General features: G+C 69.9%; 12 protein-coding genes and 4 tRNA genes. 11 read left to right on the forward strand and 5 right to left on the reverse strand.

Annotated elements, in window-relative coordinates:
• Window positions 1-45 precede the first annotated feature (45 nt).
• The 4 genes from mraY to QC180_RS19090 form a co-directional block, all read right to left on the reverse strand.
• A complete protein-coding gene (gene mraY, locus QC180_RS19075; RefSeq protein WP_278264133.1) occupies window positions 46-1119 on the reverse strand; it encodes a phospho-N-acetylmuramoyl-pentapeptide-transferase in 1074 nt (357 codons plus the stop codon).
• A 217-nt stretch (window positions 1120-1336) separates the two neighbouring features.
• Window positions 1337-1411 (reverse strand) — tRNA-Val (locus tag QC180_RS19080).
• A gap of 1 nt (window position 1412) precedes the next feature.
• Window positions 1413-1483: transfer RNA gene (locus tag QC180_RS19085), tRNA-Cys, on the reverse strand.
• A 40-nt stretch (window positions 1484-1523) separates the two neighbouring features.
• A tRNA-Gly gene (locus tag QC180_RS19090) sits at window positions 1524-1596 on the reverse strand.
• Window positions 1597-1980: 384 nt separating this feature from the next.
• On the opposite strand from QC180_RS19090, the gene QC180_RS19095 reads away from it, so the two are divergent.
• The 5 genes from QC180_RS19095 (at window position 1981) to QC180_RS19115 (ending at window position 5744) form a co-directional block, all read left to right on the forward strand.
• Window positions 1981-2052, forward strand: a tRNA-Val gene (locus QC180_RS19095).
• Window positions 2053-2528: 476 nt separating this feature from the next.
• Window positions 2529-3584 (forward strand): ThiF family adenylyltransferase, encoded by a 1056-nt coding sequence (locus QC180_RS19100; protein ID WP_278264134.1) that lies wholly within the window; start codon window positions 2529-2531, stop codon window positions 3582-3584.
• Complete coding sequence (locus QC180_RS19105; RefSeq protein ID WP_278264135.1) at window positions 3584-4213, forward strand: GNAT family N-acetyltransferase; 630 nt, start codon at window positions 3584-3586, stop codon at window positions 4211-4213. The genes QC180_RS19100 and QC180_RS19105 overlap by 1 nt, the downstream gene beginning before the upstream one ends.
• Before the next feature lie 143 nt (window positions 4214-4356).
• The gene (locus tag QC180_RS19110; protein WP_278264136.1) at window positions 4357-5331 is read left to right on the forward strand and encodes an AraC family transcriptional regulator; all 975 of its coding nucleotides are present in this window, start codon (window positions 4357-4359) and stop codon (window positions 5329-5331) included.
• Between the two features lie 200 nt (window positions 5332-5531).
• Window positions 5532-5744, forward strand: coding sequence for a helix-turn-helix domain-containing protein (locus tag QC180_RS19115; RefSeq protein ID WP_278264137.1), 213 nt, complete (start codon window positions 5532-5534; stop codon window positions 5742-5744).
• Window positions 5745-5755: 11 nt separating this feature from the next.
• On the opposite strand, the gene QC180_RS19120 is transcribed toward QC180_RS19115, so the two are convergent.
• Entirely contained in the window at window positions 5756-7129 is a 1374-nt protein-coding gene (locus tag QC180_RS19120; protein WP_278264138.1) for a cutinase family protein, read from the reverse strand.
• A gap of 339 nt (window positions 7130-7468) precedes the next feature.
• On the opposite strand from QC180_RS19120, the gene QC180_RS19125 reads away from it, so the two are divergent.
• The 6 genes from QC180_RS19125 to QC180_RS19150 all read left to right on the forward strand — a co-directional run bounded on the left by QC180_RS19125 (window position 7469) and on the right by QC180_RS19150 (window position 17850).
• A complete protein-coding gene (locus QC180_RS19125; protein WP_474646489.1) occupies window positions 7469-8983 on the forward strand; it encodes a glyceraldehyde-3-phosphate dehydrogenase in 1515 nt (504 codons plus the stop codon).
• Window positions 8984-9188: 205 nt separating this feature from the next.
• On the forward strand, window positions 9189-10478 hold the full coding sequence (locus QC180_RS19130) for a hypothetical protein (protein ID WP_347567338.1): 1290 nt from the start codon (window positions 9189-9191) through the stop codon (window positions 10476-10478).
• A 51-nt stretch (window positions 10479-10529) separates the two neighbouring features.
• On the forward strand, window positions 10530-11747 hold the full coding sequence (locus QC180_RS19135; protein WP_278264140.1) for an AAA family ATPase: 1218 nt from the start codon (window positions 10530-10532) through the stop codon (window positions 11745-11747).
• On the forward strand, window positions 11744-12973 hold the full coding sequence (locus QC180_RS19140) for a vWA domain-containing protein (RefSeq protein WP_278264141.1): 1230 nt from the start codon (window positions 11744-11746) through the stop codon (window positions 12971-12973). The genes QC180_RS19135 and QC180_RS19140 overlap by 4 nt, the downstream gene beginning before the upstream one ends.
• A gap of 192 nt (window positions 12974-13165) precedes the next feature.
• Window positions 13166-15388, forward strand: coding sequence for a bifunctional SulP family inorganic anion transporter/carbonic anhydrase (locus QC180_RS19145; RefSeq protein ID WP_278264142.1), 2223 nt, complete (start codon window positions 13166-13168; stop codon window positions 15386-15388).
• A gap of 236 nt (window positions 15389-15624) precedes the next feature.
• Entirely contained in the window at window positions 15625-17850 is a 2226-nt protein-coding gene (locus QC180_RS19150) for a bifunctional SulP family inorganic anion transporter/carbonic anhydrase (protein ID WP_278264143.1), read from the forward strand.
• Window positions 17851-17853 lie beyond the last annotated feature (3 nt).

Consider the following 17853-nt stretch of genomic DNA (forward strand, 5'->3'; position numbering starts at 1 on the left):
CGCTCGCCTCGGGTCAGCGTAGCGGCAGGCTCCGACAACTCCGGCTCAGAGCGCGGTGAGGTATTCGCTGTAGAACAGGCACAGCCCGGTCGCCGACGCGATACCCGCCAGCACCCAGAACCGGATGATCACCGCCGTCTCGGGCCAGTTGTTGAGCTCGAAATGGTGATGGAACGGCGCCATCCGGAACAGCCGCGTGTGGGTGGTCCGGAAGACCACGATCTGCAGCACCACCGACATGATCTCGGCGACGAACAGCGCGCCCAGCACCACCGCGAGCAGCTCGGTGTGGCTGGTGATGGACAGTCCGGCCAGTAGGCCGCCGAGGCCGAGGGAGCCGGTGTCGCCCATGAAGATCTTCGCCGGGGCGGCGTTCCACCACAGGAATCCGATACACGCGGCGGCCCCTGCGGCGCTGACCATGGCCAGATCGAGCGGGTCGCGCACGGTGTAGCAGGCACGGCCGGGGCTGATCTCGCAGGAGTTGTCGTACTGCCACAGCGTGATCACCACGTAGGCGCCGAGGGTCAGACTCATCGACCCCGCGGCCAGTCCGTCGAGGCCGTCGGTGATGTTCACGGCGTTCGACCAGGCCACCACCAGCAGCACGATGAACGCGACGAAGAACAGCGAGGTGAAGGAGATGGTGCTGATATCGCGGACGTAGGACAGGTTGCGGCTGGCCGGGGTGAGTCCGGTGGCCCCGGGGAAACGCAGCACGAGCACCGCGAACACGACCGCGGCGCCGATCTGGCCGATGTACTTGCCCGCCGCGGTCAGGCCGAGGTTGCGGTGTTTGCGCAGCTTGATGGAGTCGTCGAGGAAGCCGACGATGCCGAGAGCGGAGGCCAGCAGCAGGACCAGGATGCCCGAGGCGCTGGGCCCGGACGCGCCCCACAGCATCCCGATCAGGTGTGATCCGAGATATCCGGCCCACACGCCCGCGCCGATCGCCAGCCCGCCCATGGTCGGGGTGCCGCGTTTGGTGTGGTGGCTGGCCGGTCCGTCGATCCGGATCTCCTGGCCGAACCCTCGCCGCGCGAACACCCGGATGAGCACCGGGGTGAGCGTGATGGTCACGACCAGCGCGATCCCCGCCGCCAACAGGATCTGCCTCAAATACTCGCCCCTCACACGTGGCCGGTCCGCGCCACCCGACCCACCCGGCGACGCCGAGTGCCGATCCTAGGGGAGCCCGCGCCCTCTCCGCCCATCGAGTGACCTGCGTTACATCAGATCGGATGTGGTCAGCGAACCCGGGCGCTGACCAGGCCCGACGGTCGTGGACAGGCCGGAAACGCAAGTAGGGCCCCGGGGGTAACCGGGGCCCTACTTGTGGTGCGCGATACTGGGATTGAACCAGTGACCTCTTCCGTGTCAGGGAAGCGCTCTCCCGCTGAGCTAATCGCGCGAGGTGGAGACGGGAATCGAACCCGTGTGCACGGCTTTGCAGGCCGTTGCCTCACCACTCGGCCACTCCACCGCGCAAAGGAGGATTGGCGAAATGCCTAACCTACCTCTCGAGCGGATGACGGGATTCGAACCCGCGACCCTCACCTTGGCAAGGTGATGCGCTACCAGCTGCGCTACATCCGCATTCACACTTCCGGAGGCTGTCGGCCTGGCGGCTTCGCTGTCCTCCGTGGTGCGATGAGAACATTAGCCGACGTTCGACGCAGACTACAAATCGCCTGGTAGACGGGCATGAATGCGAATTACACGGGTGTCGTTCAAGCATCCGTGGGCGAGTCTTCACCGCCCGGCGCGCCCGAGTTACTGCATCGTGAAACGTAGATATGCGCATTGAAACATCTATGTGCCCAGCGGTCTGCCGGTAGTGGCTCGAACGGAACGGAGGCAAAGGACAGCTGAGGACCCCGAACCTCCCGCTCACAAGCCGATTTGGTGTCACACCGGTACTCCGTGCTAATGTTCCATCTCGTTCGAGCGGCCCACCCCGGCCACTCGAAAAGCAGGTCAGGTCCCATAGCTCAGCGGGAGAGCGTCCGCCTCACACGCGGAAGGTCGCTGGTTCGAAACCAGCTGGGACCACACATAATGGCTGGTCAGGCATGTTCTTCATGTCGGCCAGCCATTTTTTGTGCGCCGAGCACGATGGATCGTCGTCTATGAACCCACGGCAGTCGGGGCTGCGGCGGTTTGGGCGGGTTGACCGATACTTGCGGGGGTATTGCGAGGTCGCGGACGGCTGACCGGTCGGGTTGCCTTTTCGCTCGGGTCCGGGCGGTTGTAGGCCCAGTTGGGTGGAGTCTTGTTCGCGCCATGCCGGTGGACCGGAGATCGATTTGCTGGAAGTGTGCTGACTGTATCCTGTGCGCGTCCTGTTCGACAGAGAGACAAGCGGGTGTCCGTTCGTCTCATGAGGGTCGGAGGTTCGTGCACCTATGGTTCGGCTTCGCTCGGTTCCGCGTCCGGCGGTACTCACGCCCTGCGCCGCGACATCGCAATTCCTTCCCGTACTGCTCGACGCGTCGAGTGCGGAAGGGCTGAGTGATCTCGAAGCGTTGGTGGCGTCGGGTGCTGTGCGCGCGGTGCACGACACGATCGAGGAGCAACTCGACGAGCTGATCCGCTGCGAGGATCCCGCCGTCGTGTGGACGACGGACTCGTTGGCGGCGGCCCGGCGGGGGATCTGTGGTGAGACGCCGCTGTGGCGGTGGGGGACCTGGGTGTTCTACCCGTGGAGCGGTCGGTTGGTGCATGTGCTGCCGCGTGAGGGTTTTCAGCAGGTAAGAACCGATCGGAATCGGAGCAAGATCGACCGGGTGCAGCAGCGCGACCTGCGGGGGCGGCGGATCGGTGTGGTCGGGTTGTCGGTGGGCAACAGCGCGGCGGTGACGTTGGCGATGGAAGGGGTCGGGGGAGCGTTCCGGCTGGCCGATTTCGACACCGTCGGGCTGTCGAATCTGAACCGGCTGCGGGCCGGGATCGGTGATCTGGGGGTTTCCAAGGCGGTGCTGGCCGCGCGGCAGATGGTCGAGATCGACCCCTATCTCGACATCGAGGTGATCACCGACGGGCTGACCGAGGCATCGATCGGGCCCTTCTTCGACGGTGTGGACGGCACCCGGCCGCTGGACCTGCTGGTGGAGGAATGCGACACGGTCTGGGCGAAGGTCGCTGCCCGCGAGTACGCGCGGAACCGGGGGATTCCGGTCCTGATGGACACCAACGATCGCGGTCTGCTGGATGTCGAGCGGTTCGATCTCGAACCCCATCGGCCGCTGTTCCACGGCCGCACCGGCGAGGCGACATCGTCGGATGTGGCGCGGATGAACAAGGGTGAGCTGCTGACATTTCTGCTGGCCGTGGTCGACGGGCCGCGATTGAGTCCGGCGATGCGCGAGGCTGTCGGCGAGATCGGCCGGAGTCTGTCGAGCTGGCCGCAGCTCGCCTCGGGGGTGACGCTCGGCGGTGCCCTGGTGGCGGACACCGCGCGCCGGATCCTGCTCGGCGAGCTGATCCCTTCGGGCCGGACCTATATCGATCTCGACGAACTCGTCCCCGCCCTGTGTCCACCGAGTGTCACGGAAGCCGTGCGGGTGATGGAGGAAGCCCGGTGATGATCGATCCGCGCGATGTGGAACTGGTCGGCTCGCGGCTGCGGCTGCGTGACCTGCGCGCCGGTGACCTGGGGGTCTACCAGCGGATCTTCACCGACCCGCACCTCACCCGGTACATGGGAACCGACAGCATGGGCGTGCAGGCGGCCACGGCGGCGTTCGACGCGGCTCTGCGCGCCCGAGGCGAGAGCCCGCGGCGCAAGTACACATTGGCGATCACGGCGCGCGACGCGGACACCATGGTCGGCACCATCGGTCTGCTGGTCGAGGACTACGGCAGCAACGCGATGATCGGCGGACTGGTCGTGGTGCCGGAAGGGTCGCTGCGCGCGGGCGGGATCGAAGCGGGACGGCTGCTGGCGGCGTTCGCCTTCGGACCGCTCGGGATCCACCGGGTGTGGGCGGGACACCGCCACGATCATCCGGTGATGGACACGGTGATGTCGGGGGTGGGCTTGACACCGGAGGCGCGGCTGCGGCAGCTCTACCGGACCCAGGGTCGGTGGCACGACGTGTGCACCTACGCGGCGGTGCGGCCGGAGTGGGCGGCCACGGCGACGGCCGCCGAACGACGGATCCTCGCGGTAGGTCCCACTGCGGCAAGGGAACACGCCTCCGTGGGGCGGTGAAGTCGGCGGGGGAACCCTGCCGAATCGGGCTCGGGGGCGGCCGCGGCGCGATAGCATCGCGGCATTGCCCCCACCCCGAACGCGCAGCGGCCGGCGACGGGATGGCCTCCACCGCCGGCGAGAATCCGAAGCGGAGATCCCCCATGGCAGTGCTGATCGACTCCGACTACTTCACCCCGGCGGACCGTCGCGAGGCGGTCACCGCGATCCTGCAGGAAGCCGACATCGGGGCGAATCTGCGGATGTGGGACGCGCCCGCCGAAGTGGTCAGCAGACATCAGGCCTGGATGCTGGGTCCGATCGCGCTCACCCGCTCGGAGGTGTCCGGGCACCAGGTGTGCCGGACCAGTCGCCACGAGCGGGCCACCCCCAGCGACACCCTGACGGTGACGGTGCAGAACGGGCAGGTCCGCAGGCACGAACAGTTCGGCGCGCAGACGCTGATCGAACCCGGCGCGTGCGAGGTGATCGATCTGGCCACCACGTTCGCGTCGGGCTGGCACGGTCTCGGCGGCACCCTGTGTCTGCAGCTGTCGCGGGAGCGCCTCGGCGTTTCGGCGGAAACGATCATCGCCGCGCACGGACGACTGGCGGCATCGCCGCTGTATCCGATGGTGACGGCCCAGATCCAGCATCTCGTCGGGATCGCCGACCAGCTCGAAGCCGATCCGGCCGCCGCCTCGGTGGGCGAGTCGTGCATGGAAATGGTTCGGGCGCTGCTGATTTCGGCGGCCGGGCGCGGGCCGGGCGACGGTGGCGCCATCCCCGAACAATTGTTGATCGAGCAGATTCTCGGCTATGTGCGGGCGCACCTGTCGGATTCGGCCCTGAAGATTCCGGACATCGCCGCCGCCAACAACATCTCCGTCCGGCACCTGTACAAGGTGTGCGCGCAGTCGGGAATCAGCCTCGAGCAGTGGATCATCGAACAGCGCCTGGTCCGGGCTCGCGACATGCTGGTCGACCGGGGCTACGCGCATCGGTCGATCGCCGCGGTCGCCGGTGCCGTGGGGTTCCGCGACTCCGCCCACTTCACCCGCCGATTCCGCGAAACCTTCGGGATGACACCGCGAGACTGGCGCCGCAGCGCCACCGAGGCGGACAACCCGCCGACGTAGTCGGGGACATCGAGCCCAGGTGCGCGTGCAGGTGTGCGTGCAGAGTCAGTTGCCGTGCAGTCACAGTCTCTTTCGGCCTCCGATTCCTCGATATCGTTCGAATGTGGCTGCGCGAGACCGCTTCAGGGGCGCGAGTGTTCGCCGACGGACACCAGCGCCGATGCGATCCGTGCCGAGGGCATCGAGAGAAAGGGGGGACCATGTCCACGATCGGCAAAGCTATTCGGGCGGCGAGGATGGCCTCCGGATTCACGCAGGCGGAGTTGGCCGACTGGATCGGGATCCGGGACGGAAATCAGATCAGCCGTTGGGAACGCGATGTGGTGACCCCCAGTCCCGACAGTGTCGGCGAGTTGAAGCGGGTCCTCGGCGTGCGCATCGACAACGCGTCCGGCGACGCGGTGTCGTGCTGAGCTGAACCCCGCTACGCGCCGACCTGCGAGCTCAGGTAGTTCAGCAGGAGGGGAACGTCCTCGCCGTAGTCGAGGTGGGCGGCCGAGGCGTAGAAGTTGGCCATGTCCACACCCTGACGGCCGAGCTGGACGAGCTCGTCGACTGTCTCGGGATCGGTGAGGCTGAGCAGGGTGCGGGTGGTCGCGCGCAGGTCGGCGCGGATACCGGCGGCGACGGGGCCGAGTACGGCGCCGGTGAGGTCGGCGCCGGTGGCGGCCAGGTTCGTCAGGTCGGCGGCCGCGGCGACGGGGTCGTCGCGATCGAGCGACTCGATCGCGCGCCAGAGGATCTCCTGAACCCGGCCCACCTGGTCGGCGATGCTGAGGAAGTCGATCCGGGTGAGGGCGTCGGCGACGACGCTGAGGCCCGCCGTCCGGCCGGAGGGGTCGGCGGCGGCCGCCGCGCGGATGACCTCGGCGATCAGGTCGCGGTCCACCCCGGCGGCGGCCTGGACCAGCGGGGACAGGGCGACGTTCAGGGCGTTCGCGGTGCGGTGCGCGCTGCGGATGTCACCCGCCGCGAGCAGCTCCGGCAGGCTGGTCAGGTCGTCGAGGATGGTGGGCAGGTTCGCCGCGGTGGCGGTCCAGCCCGCGCCCATCGTGACGGCCTGTTCGATCAGGGTGCGGGGATCGACCGTGGCGGGGACGACGTCGGCGATCGGTCCGGGATCGCCGCTCAGGACCCGGCCCACCACGGCGAGGAACGGGGAGGTGGCGGCATCGAGGGAGCAGTACAGGTCGCCGTCGGCGCACAGGGTGCGGACCCGGTCGGTCAACGCGCCGAAATCCCGGCTGCGCGTTCCGGCGATGCCGCGACCGGGCTGGGGGTCACCCAGGGACAGGGTCGTGTTCGGGTCGCGATGCGGGTCGGCCAGTAGTCCGACACCGGCCACTCGATCGGTGTCGACGGGTCCCTCGCCGTGACCGATCTCGGTGGCGAGATCGCCGATGCCGTCCGCGCCCTGGCTGTACCCGGCGAGGACGACCCGCGTCGAGTCGCACAGGCCGCGCAGCATCCGGTGCAGGCGGGATTCCAGGGTGCCCAGCGACTCCGCGTAGGTCAGACCCAGATCGAAGGCGCTCGCGGCGTAGGGGACGTAGAGGACGGTGATGTCCGGGCCGAACCGCTGTCGCAGGCCGTCGCCGACGGGTCGGAGCATGCCGACCGGCACCCGGGGATCGGCGTCGGGCGTGGTCTCCCAGGTTCCCGGCGCGAGAATCGCGGTGTACGGGGTGCAAGGCTGGGTGGCGGGTACTTCCGCCCGCGCGACGCCGACCGCTCCGGTACCGGCCGCGACGACGGCGGCGACCAGGGCCGCCGCGGTGGAATTCACCAAGCTACGCATCGCCGAATCCTCTGTTGCCGAGGGGGATTCGCGACCTCGAAGGGTCCCGAATCCCGCTGAGGGTGCCTCGGCCAATTATCGCCAGCCGCCCTCGGTTTTGTCCGCCTTTCCGACACAGTTACATTTCAGATTGTTCGCGCGGGGCGCGCGTCGCGTGGGCGCGTGGCCGAGCCATTTTGTGCGGTGCGAGGTTCGTTCTGTAGTGTCACAGTGCTGGTTCGAAACCGGCCGGAACCACACCACAGGGCCAGGACCGCCGTCCTGGCGTTTTTTGTGCGCCTGAACGATGACCTCACGATCGGGGAGCCGGTTTCGGTGAAAATCGCCGGCCTCAATAGCATGGATCTGCCGTACCGATCGAAGAACCTGAGGACGCCTGTGACTACCGAACAACTTGACCGCTGGAACGCTCAGGAAGCAGCCGCCGAGGCGATGATCCCGATCATCGGCACGCTGTACCGGAGCAAGGGTGTGACGATCCTGCTGCACAGCCGTTCGCTGGTGAACAAGTCGGTGATCAGCATCCTGCGCACGCACCGCTTCGCGCGCCAGATCGAGGGCGAGGAGCTCTCGGTCGACGAGACGCTGCCCTTCCTGCAGGTGCTCAGCCAGCTGGACCTGGGTCCGTGCAAGATCGACCTCGGTCAGCTCGTGAAGTCCTACCGCGCCGACGGCGACGGCCGCTCGATCGCGGAGTTCACCGCCGCGGCGCTGGCCGACGTGCTCGACGGCAACAAGGCACAGCCGCAGGGCCCGCGCGACGTCGTGCTCTACGGCTTCGGCCGGATCGGTCGCCTGGTGACCCGCCTGCTCATCGAGAAGGCCGGTTCGGGCAACGGGCTGCGGCTGCGCGCCGTGGTCGTGCGCAAGAGCGGCGACGAGGACCTGGTCAAGCGCGCCTCGCTGCTGCGTCGCGACTCGGTGCACGGTGCCTTCAACGGCACGATCAAGGTCGACACCGAGAACAGCACGATCACCGCCAACGGCAACGTCATCAAGTTCATCTACAGCAACGATCCGACGACGATCGACTACACCGACTATGGCATCGACAACGCCATCCTGATCGACAACACCGGCCGCTGGCGCGACCGCGAGGGCCTGGGCCAGCACCTGCGCCCCGGCATCGAGAAGGTCGTGCTCACCGCGCCCGGCAAGGGTGACGTGCCCAACATCGTGCACGGCGTGAACCATCGTGAGCTGGACCTGTCGCAGCAGATCTACTCCTGCGCGTCCTGCACCACCAACGCGATCGTGCCGCCGCTCAAGGCGATCGACGACGAGTTCGGCATCCTGCGCGGCCACGTGGAGACGGTGCACTCGTTCACCAACGACCAGAACCTGCTCGACAACTTCCACAAGGCGGACCGTCGCGGCCGTTCGGCGCCGTTCAACATGGTGCTCACCGAGACCGGCGCGGCCTCGGCCGTCGCCAAGGCGATGCCGGACTTCAAGGCCAAGATCACCGGTAACTCGATCCGCGTCCCCACCCCGGACGTCTCGATGGCGATCCTGAACCTGCACCTGAAGCAGGAGACCACCAAGGAAGAGGTGCTCGCCTACCTGCGTGGGGTGTCGCTGGCGGGCCCGCTGAGCCGCAACCTGGACTACACCGCGGCCACCGACGTGGTCTCGAGCGACTTCATCGGTTCGCGCGCGGCCTCGATCATCGACGCCAACGCGACCATCGTCGAGGGTGACACCGCGATCCTCTACGTCTGGTACGACAACGAGTTCGGGTACTCCTGCCAGGTGGTGCGGACCGTGCAGTTCATCTCGGGCATCGAATACCCGACCTACCCGCAGGTCGCGGCGCAGTCCGAGGCCCGCGAGCCCGCCACCGCGGCGGTCTAGCGATACGCTCCGCGAACGGGACCCAGCGCCGCGCGCCGGGTCCCGTTCGTCGTCTCCGGGTGGACCGAACGGGTCGGCCTGTGCATACTGATCCCATGACATCTCGTCGAAAGGGCGTTCTGCGCCCGGGCCGTTGAGCCCCCGGCCGGTCGTCGAACCGGCTTCCCTCTTCCCCGATCGCGGGGATTCTTCCTCCGATTCCCGGTTGTCCTTCTGGCAGCGCGTGCGCGAATACGCCGTGCCAGCCACCATGATCGAGACCGCCACCGCCCGGCGTCGCGTCGGCGACTGGGCCGGGGCCTGTGCCGCCGCCGGGGTCGATGTCGATCTCGATCTGCGCGCGCTGGCTCGCGCCAGCGGACGTGACGTGGCCGCGCGGGTGCGGGCCGACCTGCGTCAGCTGGCGCCAGATCTGCTGCGCTGGCATCTGCCGCGCGTCGCGCCGGACGGTCTGCTGCGGCCCGGTCTGACGATTCCGCTGGCCCGCTACGACCCGGGCGGGGGAGCGCCGCCGGTGTGGCTGGTCGTCCGGACCGCCCCGGCCTGGGCCGATGCCGGTCAACGGCTCGTGCTCGCGCTGTGGGACGGAGCGGACGGTTCCGCGCATCCGCACCGGCGTTTCCGGCTCGACCTGCACCGGCACCTGTGGGACGCGCGCCGCACACTCGAACTGCGCCCGCGAGCGGGCGCGGCTCCCGGTCCCGAGAGTGCGGTGCTTCCCGTTCCCGAGACGGTGCCCGACACCTGTGCGGTGCACCGCTGGGCCGCCGAGGCGGCGCTGCTGCTGCGGGCGGACCGGGAGCCGGGCGGGTTGGTGCGGGTGCGCTACGGCGCCCGGCGGCACCTGGTGCTCGACGTCACCGGACCGGCAGCGCGGATCGTGCACGACCCCGCGCGGGGAGTCCGGCTGCCGGTGCTGCCCGACGCCGCCACCTGGGTCCTGCCGGATCTGGCCCTGCTCGACGCGGGCCTCGTCGCCGCCGACCGGCTGCATCCGCTCGTCGCCGCGGCGCTCGTGCCGGGCAGCGCGCCGGTCGACTCACGGCCGCGCGCCACCAACGGGCAGCGCGTCGTGCTGTGCCGGGGTGAGCGTCATCGGATCGGCCTGGTCGACGGGGTGCTCACCGCGCTCGATCACGATCCGGTGGAGTTGCGCCGGGAGGAGCTGCTGGTCGCGCTGACCGGTACTCCGCTGCCGTGCCTGCGGGTCATCGATCGGGCGCTGCGCGCGCCTTCGGGGCTGACGGGTGTCACCGAGCGACTCGACCACGGTGACATCGCCGGGGCGCTGGCTGTCGTCGAGGACCTGCTCGGCACCGGCGCGGCACTGCGCGACGGCCCGCTGCTCGACGCGCTGACGCAGGCGGCCGAGCGGCGCACCACCTACGGCCTGTACCGGGCGGGACTGCCCGCACCCGGGCAGCTCTGCCCGCCGTCGTGCCGGTCGGATCGTCGCGTGCTCGGCGGCCATCCCCGGCACGCCGTCAAGCTCTGACGCGCCCCCGCGCGCTTTCTGACATCCCAACGACCACAAGGTGATTCACTCATGTCTGTTCACACCCTGACCCGTCCCTCCGCACAGCTCGACGTCGCGGCCGAACTGCTGTCCCTGCTCGGTGACGTGACCACCGAACCTCGCCCCGACACCCGACTCGAAGCCCTCACCATGGCTGTGGCCGCCGACCTGCCGGTGCTGCTGTGGGGCGAACCGGGAATCGGCAAGACCGCCGCGCTGACCCAGCTCGCCGACTCGCTCGACCTGCCGCTGACCACCGTGATCGCCAGCGTCCACGAGCCCTCCGACTTCGCCGGACTGCCGGTCCTCGGCGACGACCCCGCCACCCAGGGCGTGCCGATGGCACCGCCGGACTGGGCGGTCGAGCTCGCCCGCACCGGCCGTGGCCTGCTGTTCCTCGACGAGCTGTCGACCGCGCCGCCCGCCGTGCAGGCCGCGCTGCTGCGCCTGGTCCTGGAACGGCGGATCGGCACGCTGCGACTGCCCGCCGGTGTCCGCATCGTGGCGGCCGCCAACCCGCGCTCCTCGGCGGCGGACGGCTGGGAGCTGAGCCCGCCGCTGGCCAACCGCTTCGTGCACCTGCAGTGGACGCACGATCACGAGGTGGTGGTGCGCGGACTCGGCGGCACCTGGCCCCGGGCTACCTTGCCGACCCTCGCACCCGAAAAGCTCTCCGAGGCGGTGGCTTTCGCGCGCCGGGCGGTCTGTGAGCTGCTGGCGGCGCGCCCGAAGCTGGTCCATCAGATGCCCACCAGCGAGACCCGGCGGGGTGGGGCGTGGCCCTCACCGCGCAGCTGGGAGGCGACCGTGCGGCTGATCGCCTTCGCCACCGCGGCCGGTGCGTCGCGCGACGTGCTGTCGCTGCTGGTGCGCGGCGCGGTCGGCGACGGTGCCGGTTTCGAGCTGCTGACCAGCATCGACCGGATGGACCTGCCCGATCCGGAAGTGCTGCTCGCCGACCCGGCCGCCGCGCAGTTGCCCACCCGTGGTGACCTGCGCCAAGCCGTGCTCGACGCGGTGGTGGCGGCGGTGCGGCAACGGCCCGAGCGGGCCCGCTGGGACGCGGCGTGGACGCTGCTGGCCACGGCGGTGGAGACCGGTGCCCCGGACCTGGTGGTGGTGCCCGCGAGCACCCTGGCCGCGTTGCGCCGCGACGACTGGACCGTGCCCGCCTCCATCGAGCGGCTGGCCGGGATGGTCTCGATCTCGCGGCAGGCCGAGCGCGCCGCCGCCGAGGTGGGCCGATGAGCGAGGACCTGGCCGGACTCGACTCCGGCAAGCTCTATGCCGCGCGGCTGCGGGCGGTGTCGGCCCGGCCGTATCTGGCGACCGCCCTCTACGCGCTGCACCTGGTCGTGTCGCGGCGGGTCCCGACCATGGGCGTCGACCGGTACTGGCGCTGCTATGTCTCGCCCGCGTTCGTGGACCGGATGTCGGTGGCGGAACTCGCCTCGGTGCTGGTGCACGAGGTGTCGCATCTGCTGCGCGAGCACCACGCGCGCAGCGATCGCTTCGCCAGGGAACACGAGCTCAGCGGCCCGGCCGAACGGCTGCGGATGAACATCGCCGCCGACGCCGAGATCAACGACGACGCCTTCGGTGACGGCCTGGTGCGGCCCGAGGACGCGGTCACTCCGGCGAGCCTGGGCCTGTCCAACGGTGGCCTCATGGAGGACTACCTGCGGCAGTTCCGGCTCGGGCCCCACACCGCGGCCATGGCCTGGCTCGACTGCGGTAGCGGTGCCGACGGCGCGGACCGGGAGTGGGACCTGGGGCCCGACGGCGCCGACGGACTCAGCGAACAGGAGCGCGCCGCGGTGCGGTTCCGGGTGGCGCAAGGCATCGTCGGCAGGCCGGGCGATGCCCCGCGGGCCTGGCGCCGCTGGGCCGAGCGGACGCTGCATCCGCCACAGCCGTGGCGGCAGCTGCTCGGCGCCGCGGTCCGGTCGGCGGCCTCGGCGGGCGGGTCGGGCGCGGACTACACCTACGGCCGCCCGGCCCGGCGCTCGGCGGCGCTGTCGGGGATCGTGCTGCCGAGCCTGCGGCACATGCCGCCCAAGGTCAGCGTGGTCATCGACACCTCGGGATCGGTCAGCGACGCGGAACTGGGCAGCGCGCTGCTCGAGGTGGGCGCCATCGGCCAGGCGGTGGGCGGGCGCCGCGACCTGGTCACCGTGTTCTCCTGTGACGCGGCGGTGCACCTGGCCGCACCGCTGTGCCGGGCCGAGGGGATGACGCTCATGGGTGGCGGCGGCACCGATCTGCGCACCGGCTTCGCCCAGGCGCTGCGCACCTCCCCGCGCCCGGACGTGATCGTGGCGCTCACCGACGGCCAGACGCCGTGGCCCGAGCGCGAGCCGTCCTGCCGCACCGTGGTCGGCCTGTTTCCGCGCCCGGATACCTGGCAGGAGGACGACCCCTACTACGTGCCGGATCGGCCGCCGTCCTGGGCGCGGGTGGTCGACATCGGCTGAGGCGCACGCGGATTCATGCGATGTGTTGCACGTCACATTTCCGTAGCGATTCCCGGACCGGCTTTCCGTACGCTTGGGTAAGTCTTTACTATTGGCCCGACCCTGTGTCTCGGGTCCGATCTCGCAGCTCAGCATCTATTGCCAGTGCCATGTTCGACCGATGAACCGGGCTCCTTCGCCCGGCGAAGGAGAATGATGACCGACAATGATCCTGACCCGACCACGACGGCGAGCTCGCCACCGGGTATCACGGTGAGTTCCGTTCTGCGGCAAGATCTTCCGGCCTCGCTGGTGGTTTTCCTCGTCGCGCTACCGCTGTCGTTGGGCGTGGCGCTGGCCTCCGGCGCCCCGGTCGTGTCCGGGCTGATCGCCGCGGCCGTGGGCGGTGTCGTCGCCGGACTGCTCGGCGGTTCGTCGATCCAGGTCAGCGGGCCGACGGCCAGTCTCGCCGTCGTGGTCGCCGGTGCGGTGCAGCAATTCGGCTGGGCCGCCATGTGTTTCATCACCGTCGGTGCCGGGGTGGTGCAGATCCTGTTCGGGCTCAGCCGGGTCGCGCGGGCCGCGCTCGGCATCGCGCCGGTGGTGGTGCACGCCATGCTCGCCGGGATCGGCGTGATCATCGCGCTGCAGCAGGTGCACGTGCTGCTCGGCGGGACGACGGTGGGTTCGCCGTGGCAGAGCGTGCTGGCGCTGCCGCACCAGGTGATGTCGGTCCACGGCGGCGGCCTGTTCGTCGGGCTGCTCGTCATCGGGGTGCTCATCGGCTGGCAGTACCTGCCGCGGCGGGTGCGGGTGGTGCCCGGTCCGCTGGTGGCGGTGGTCGCGGCGACGGTGGTGTCGCTGGTGCTGCCGCTCGGGGTCGAACGGGTGCGTCTGGACGGCTCGCTGCTCGACGGCATCGGCCTGCCCGCGCTGCCGCACGGCGGCTGGGGGCCGATCCTGCTCACCATGCTCGCCGTCGCCCTGATCGCCAGCGTGGAGACGCTGCTCTCGGCGGTCGCGGTGGACAAGATGCGCCCCGAACGGCGCACCGACTTCGACCGCGAACTGCTCGGCCAGGGCGCGGCGAACATGACCTCGGGGCTGCTGGGCGGGCTGCCCGTCGCGGCGGTCATCGTGCGCAGCATCACCAATGCCAACGCGGGAGCGCGCACCAGGGCGTCCACCGTGCTGCACGGGTGCTGGGTGCTGGTGTTCGCGCTGGCGCTGGTGGGATTGGTGCGCCAGATCCCGACGGCGGCCCTGGCCGGACTGCTGGTACTCATCGGCGTGCAGCTGGTGAAGCTGGCCCACATCAAACGCGCGCGGCGCACCGGTGATCTCTACGTCTACGTCATCACGGTGATCGCGGTCGTCGCGCTGAATCTGTTGCAGGGCATGGTGATCGGACTCATCGCCTCGTTCGCGCTGCTGCTGTGGCGGGTGGTGCGGGTCAGCGTCGAGGCCACCCCGCGCCCCGACGGCGGCTGGCTGGTCCGTGTCGAAGGGCCGTGCACCTTCCTCGCCGTGCCCAAGCTCACCGCCGAGTTGGCCAAGGTCCCCGCCGACGCCGAGGTGACCGTGGAACTCAGCGTGGATTTCCTCGACCACGCCGCGTGTGACCTGCTCGCCGAGTGGACGGCCGAACGCGAATCCGCGGGCGGCACCGTGCATGTGGTCGAACTGGGCACCGCGCGGATGGCGCGCGCGCAGGACGGTCCGCCCGAGCGTGGGCACGCGCGCAAGGCGGTCGACGAGGCGATCCGGCCGTGGCGGCGCACCGGGGGAGTCGACCCGATCGCGGCCGGGATCGCGGCCTACCACCGCGGCCACGCGCACCTGCTGCGGCCGCATCTGGACGGGCTGCGCCACCGCCCCGACGCCGACACCTTCTTCCTGACCTGCGCCGACGCCAGGATCGTGCCGAACGTGATCACCAGCAGCGGGCCGGGTGACCTGTTCACCGTGCGCAATGTCGGCAATCTGGTGCCGGTCGGCGGCAGCGACGTGTCGGTGGAGGCCGCGCTGATCTACGCGCTCGACAAACTCGACGTGCGCTCGGTGGTGGTCTGTGGGCACAGCGGGTGCGGGGCGATGGAGGCGCTGCACGCCCAGGTGCAGGCCGGTCCCGGACTCGACGACTGGCTCGCCCACGCCCAGCCGACGCTGACCGCCTACCAGCAGGGACATCCGGTGGCCGAGGCCGCCGCCCGCGCGGGCTTCGGGCCGATCGACCAGCTCGGCATGGTGAACGTGGCCCGGCAGGTCGAGACGTTGATCGCGTATCCGGCGGTGCGCGGCGCGATGCGCGAGCGCGGCGTGGCGGTTTCGGGATTGTTCTTCGACCTGGCCACCGCCCGGGTCATCGAGGTGACCGCCGAGGGCATCGCCGAGTTCGACGACCGCCGCAGCGGACTGGCCGCGGAGCCCGTGTGAGCGCCTCCGTGTGGGTCACACCACAGCGCGCCCCTCGTTATGGCGAGGCCCACTCTTTCTGCGGCACACTGGTTTTGCCATTTCTTTACCAATAGTTTGGATGGCCTGCCCGGTCCATCGTCGCACCGGGATTTTCTCGAGATTCACCGTGTGAACCGGTTCGCGGTCTCTGCCCGTGCTGGACAAGTTGATCGTCGACCGACCTCGGCCCAGCGCCGAGTCGGCGAAGGAGAGTCATGTCTGTGGAAAACGATCTCGCACCGCCTCGTCCCGAGGCCGAAGTACCCGGCGGCGCCGCCCGCCCCGCGTGGCGCACGACGCTGCTGCGCCATGATCTTCCCGCGTCCATCGTGGTCTTCCTGGTCGCGCTGCCCCTGTCGCTGGGCATCGCGGTCGCCTCCGGCGCGCCCGTGGCCGCCGGACTCGTCGCCGCCGTGATCGGCGGTATCGTCGCCGGTCTGCTCGGTGGTTCGGTCCTGCAGGTCAGTGGCCCCGCCGCGGGCCTGACCGTGGTGGTCGCCGAATCCATCGCCACCTTCGGCTGGCGTGTCACCTGTTTCATCGTCGTCGCCGCCGGGGTGTTACAGATCCTGTTCGGCCTCAGCCGGATCGCGCGCGCCGCGCTCGCCGTCGCCCCCGTGGTGGTGCACGCGATGCTGGCCGGTATCGGTATCACCATCGCCCTGCAGCAGATCCATGTGCTGCTCGGCGGGTCCTCGCACAGCACCGCGCTGCGCAATCTGCTCGAACTGCCCGGTCAGCTGCTGGACCTGCACGGCGGTGGCGCGCTGGTCGGCGCCACGGTGATCGTGGTCATGCTGGGCTGGAAACGCATGCCGCCCAAGCTGCGTGCCGTGCCGGGACCGCTGGTCGCGGTCGTCGCGGGCACCCTGCTGTCGCTGCTGCTGCCCACCGACGTCGACCGCATCGTCATCGACGGCTCGCTCTTCGACGCGCTGCAACTGCCGGAACTGCCCTCGGGCGACTGGTCGGCGGTGGCCATGATGGTGCTCACCATCGCGCTGATCGCCAGTGTGGAGAGCCTGCTCTCGGCGGTGGCCGTGGACAAGATGCACACCGGCCCGCGCACCGATTTCGACCGCGAGCTGATCGGTCAGGGTTCGGCCAACGTGCTCTCCGGCCTGGCCGGTGGTCTGCCGATCACCGGCGTCATCGTGCGCAGCGCCACCAATGTGCAGGCCGGTGCGCGCAGCCGCGCCTCGGCGATCCTGCACGGCTGCTGGCTGCTGCTGTTCTCGGTGGCGCTGGTGGCGCTCGTCGAGCAGATCCCGACCGCGGCGCTGGCCGGTCTGCTGATCGTGATCGGCATCCAGCTGGTGAAGCTGGCCCACATCCGGCTGGCCCGGCGCACCGGTGATCTGCTGGTCTACGTGGTGACCATCCTGTCGGTGGTGTTCCTGAACCTGCTCGAGGGCGTGATCATCGGCTTGGCCCTGGCCTTCGCCCTGCTGCTGTGGCGGGTGGTGCGGGTGCAGGTCGGCGCCGTGGCCCTGGACGAGTCGCGGTGGCTGGTGAGCATCGACGGTTCCTGCACCTTCCTGGCGCTGCCCAAGCTCTCCGGCGAGCTGGCCAAGGTGCCCGCGGGCGCCGACGTGACGGTGGAGATGACCGTCGACTTCCTCGACCACGCCGCGTTCGAGGCCATCGAGGAATGGCAGCGGCAGCAGGAGAACAGCGGTGGCCGTGTCGATTTCGTCGAGATCGGCAGCGCGCGCATGGCCGGTGCGGCCGCCGCGCCGCCCGCGCGCGGGTTCGGCCGTCAGGTGTGGGACGAACTGCTCGGGCCGTGGCGCAACGCCGAGCCCGGTGGCGACGTGGTGGCCGCCGGTGTCTCGGCGTTCCATCGCAGTCACGCGCACGTGGTGCGCCCGCACCTGGACGAACTGCGCGACAGCCAGGACCCGCACTCGTTCTTCCTGACCTGCTCGGATTCGCGGATCGTGCCCAATGTGATCACCAGCAGCGGCCCCGGTGACCTGTTCACCGTCCGCAACATCGGCAACCTGGTCCCGCTGCGCGGTGACGATTCCGTCGAGGCCGCACTGGAGTTCGCGCTCGAGGAACTGGCGGTGCGCTCGGTGGTCGTGTGCGGGCACTCCTCGTGCGGCGCGATGAAGGCGGTCCACGCCGGTGCCGAGACCGCGGGCGGCCTCAACGCCTGGCTCGAGCACGCCGAGCCGAGCCTGGCGCGGTACCGGGCCGGGCATCCGGTGGCCATGGCCGCGCGGGCGGCCGGGTACGGCGAGGTCGACCAGCTGAGCATGGTGAACGTCGCCGTGCAGCTCGAGACGCTGCAGCGACATCCGGTCGTGCGCCGCGCGATCGCCGAGCGCGGCGTGGTGGTCTCGGGCCTGTTCTTCGACATCGCCAACGCGCAGGTGGTCGAGGTGACCGCGGAGACGGTCCGCGCGATCGAGGGCGAGGTCCCGGTCACGCTGTGATCG

The sequence above is a fragment of the Nocardia anocheti genome, from assembly GCF_029675105.1.
Lineage (GTDB): Bacteria > Actinomycetota > Actinomycetes > Mycobacteriales > Mycobacteriaceae > Nocardia.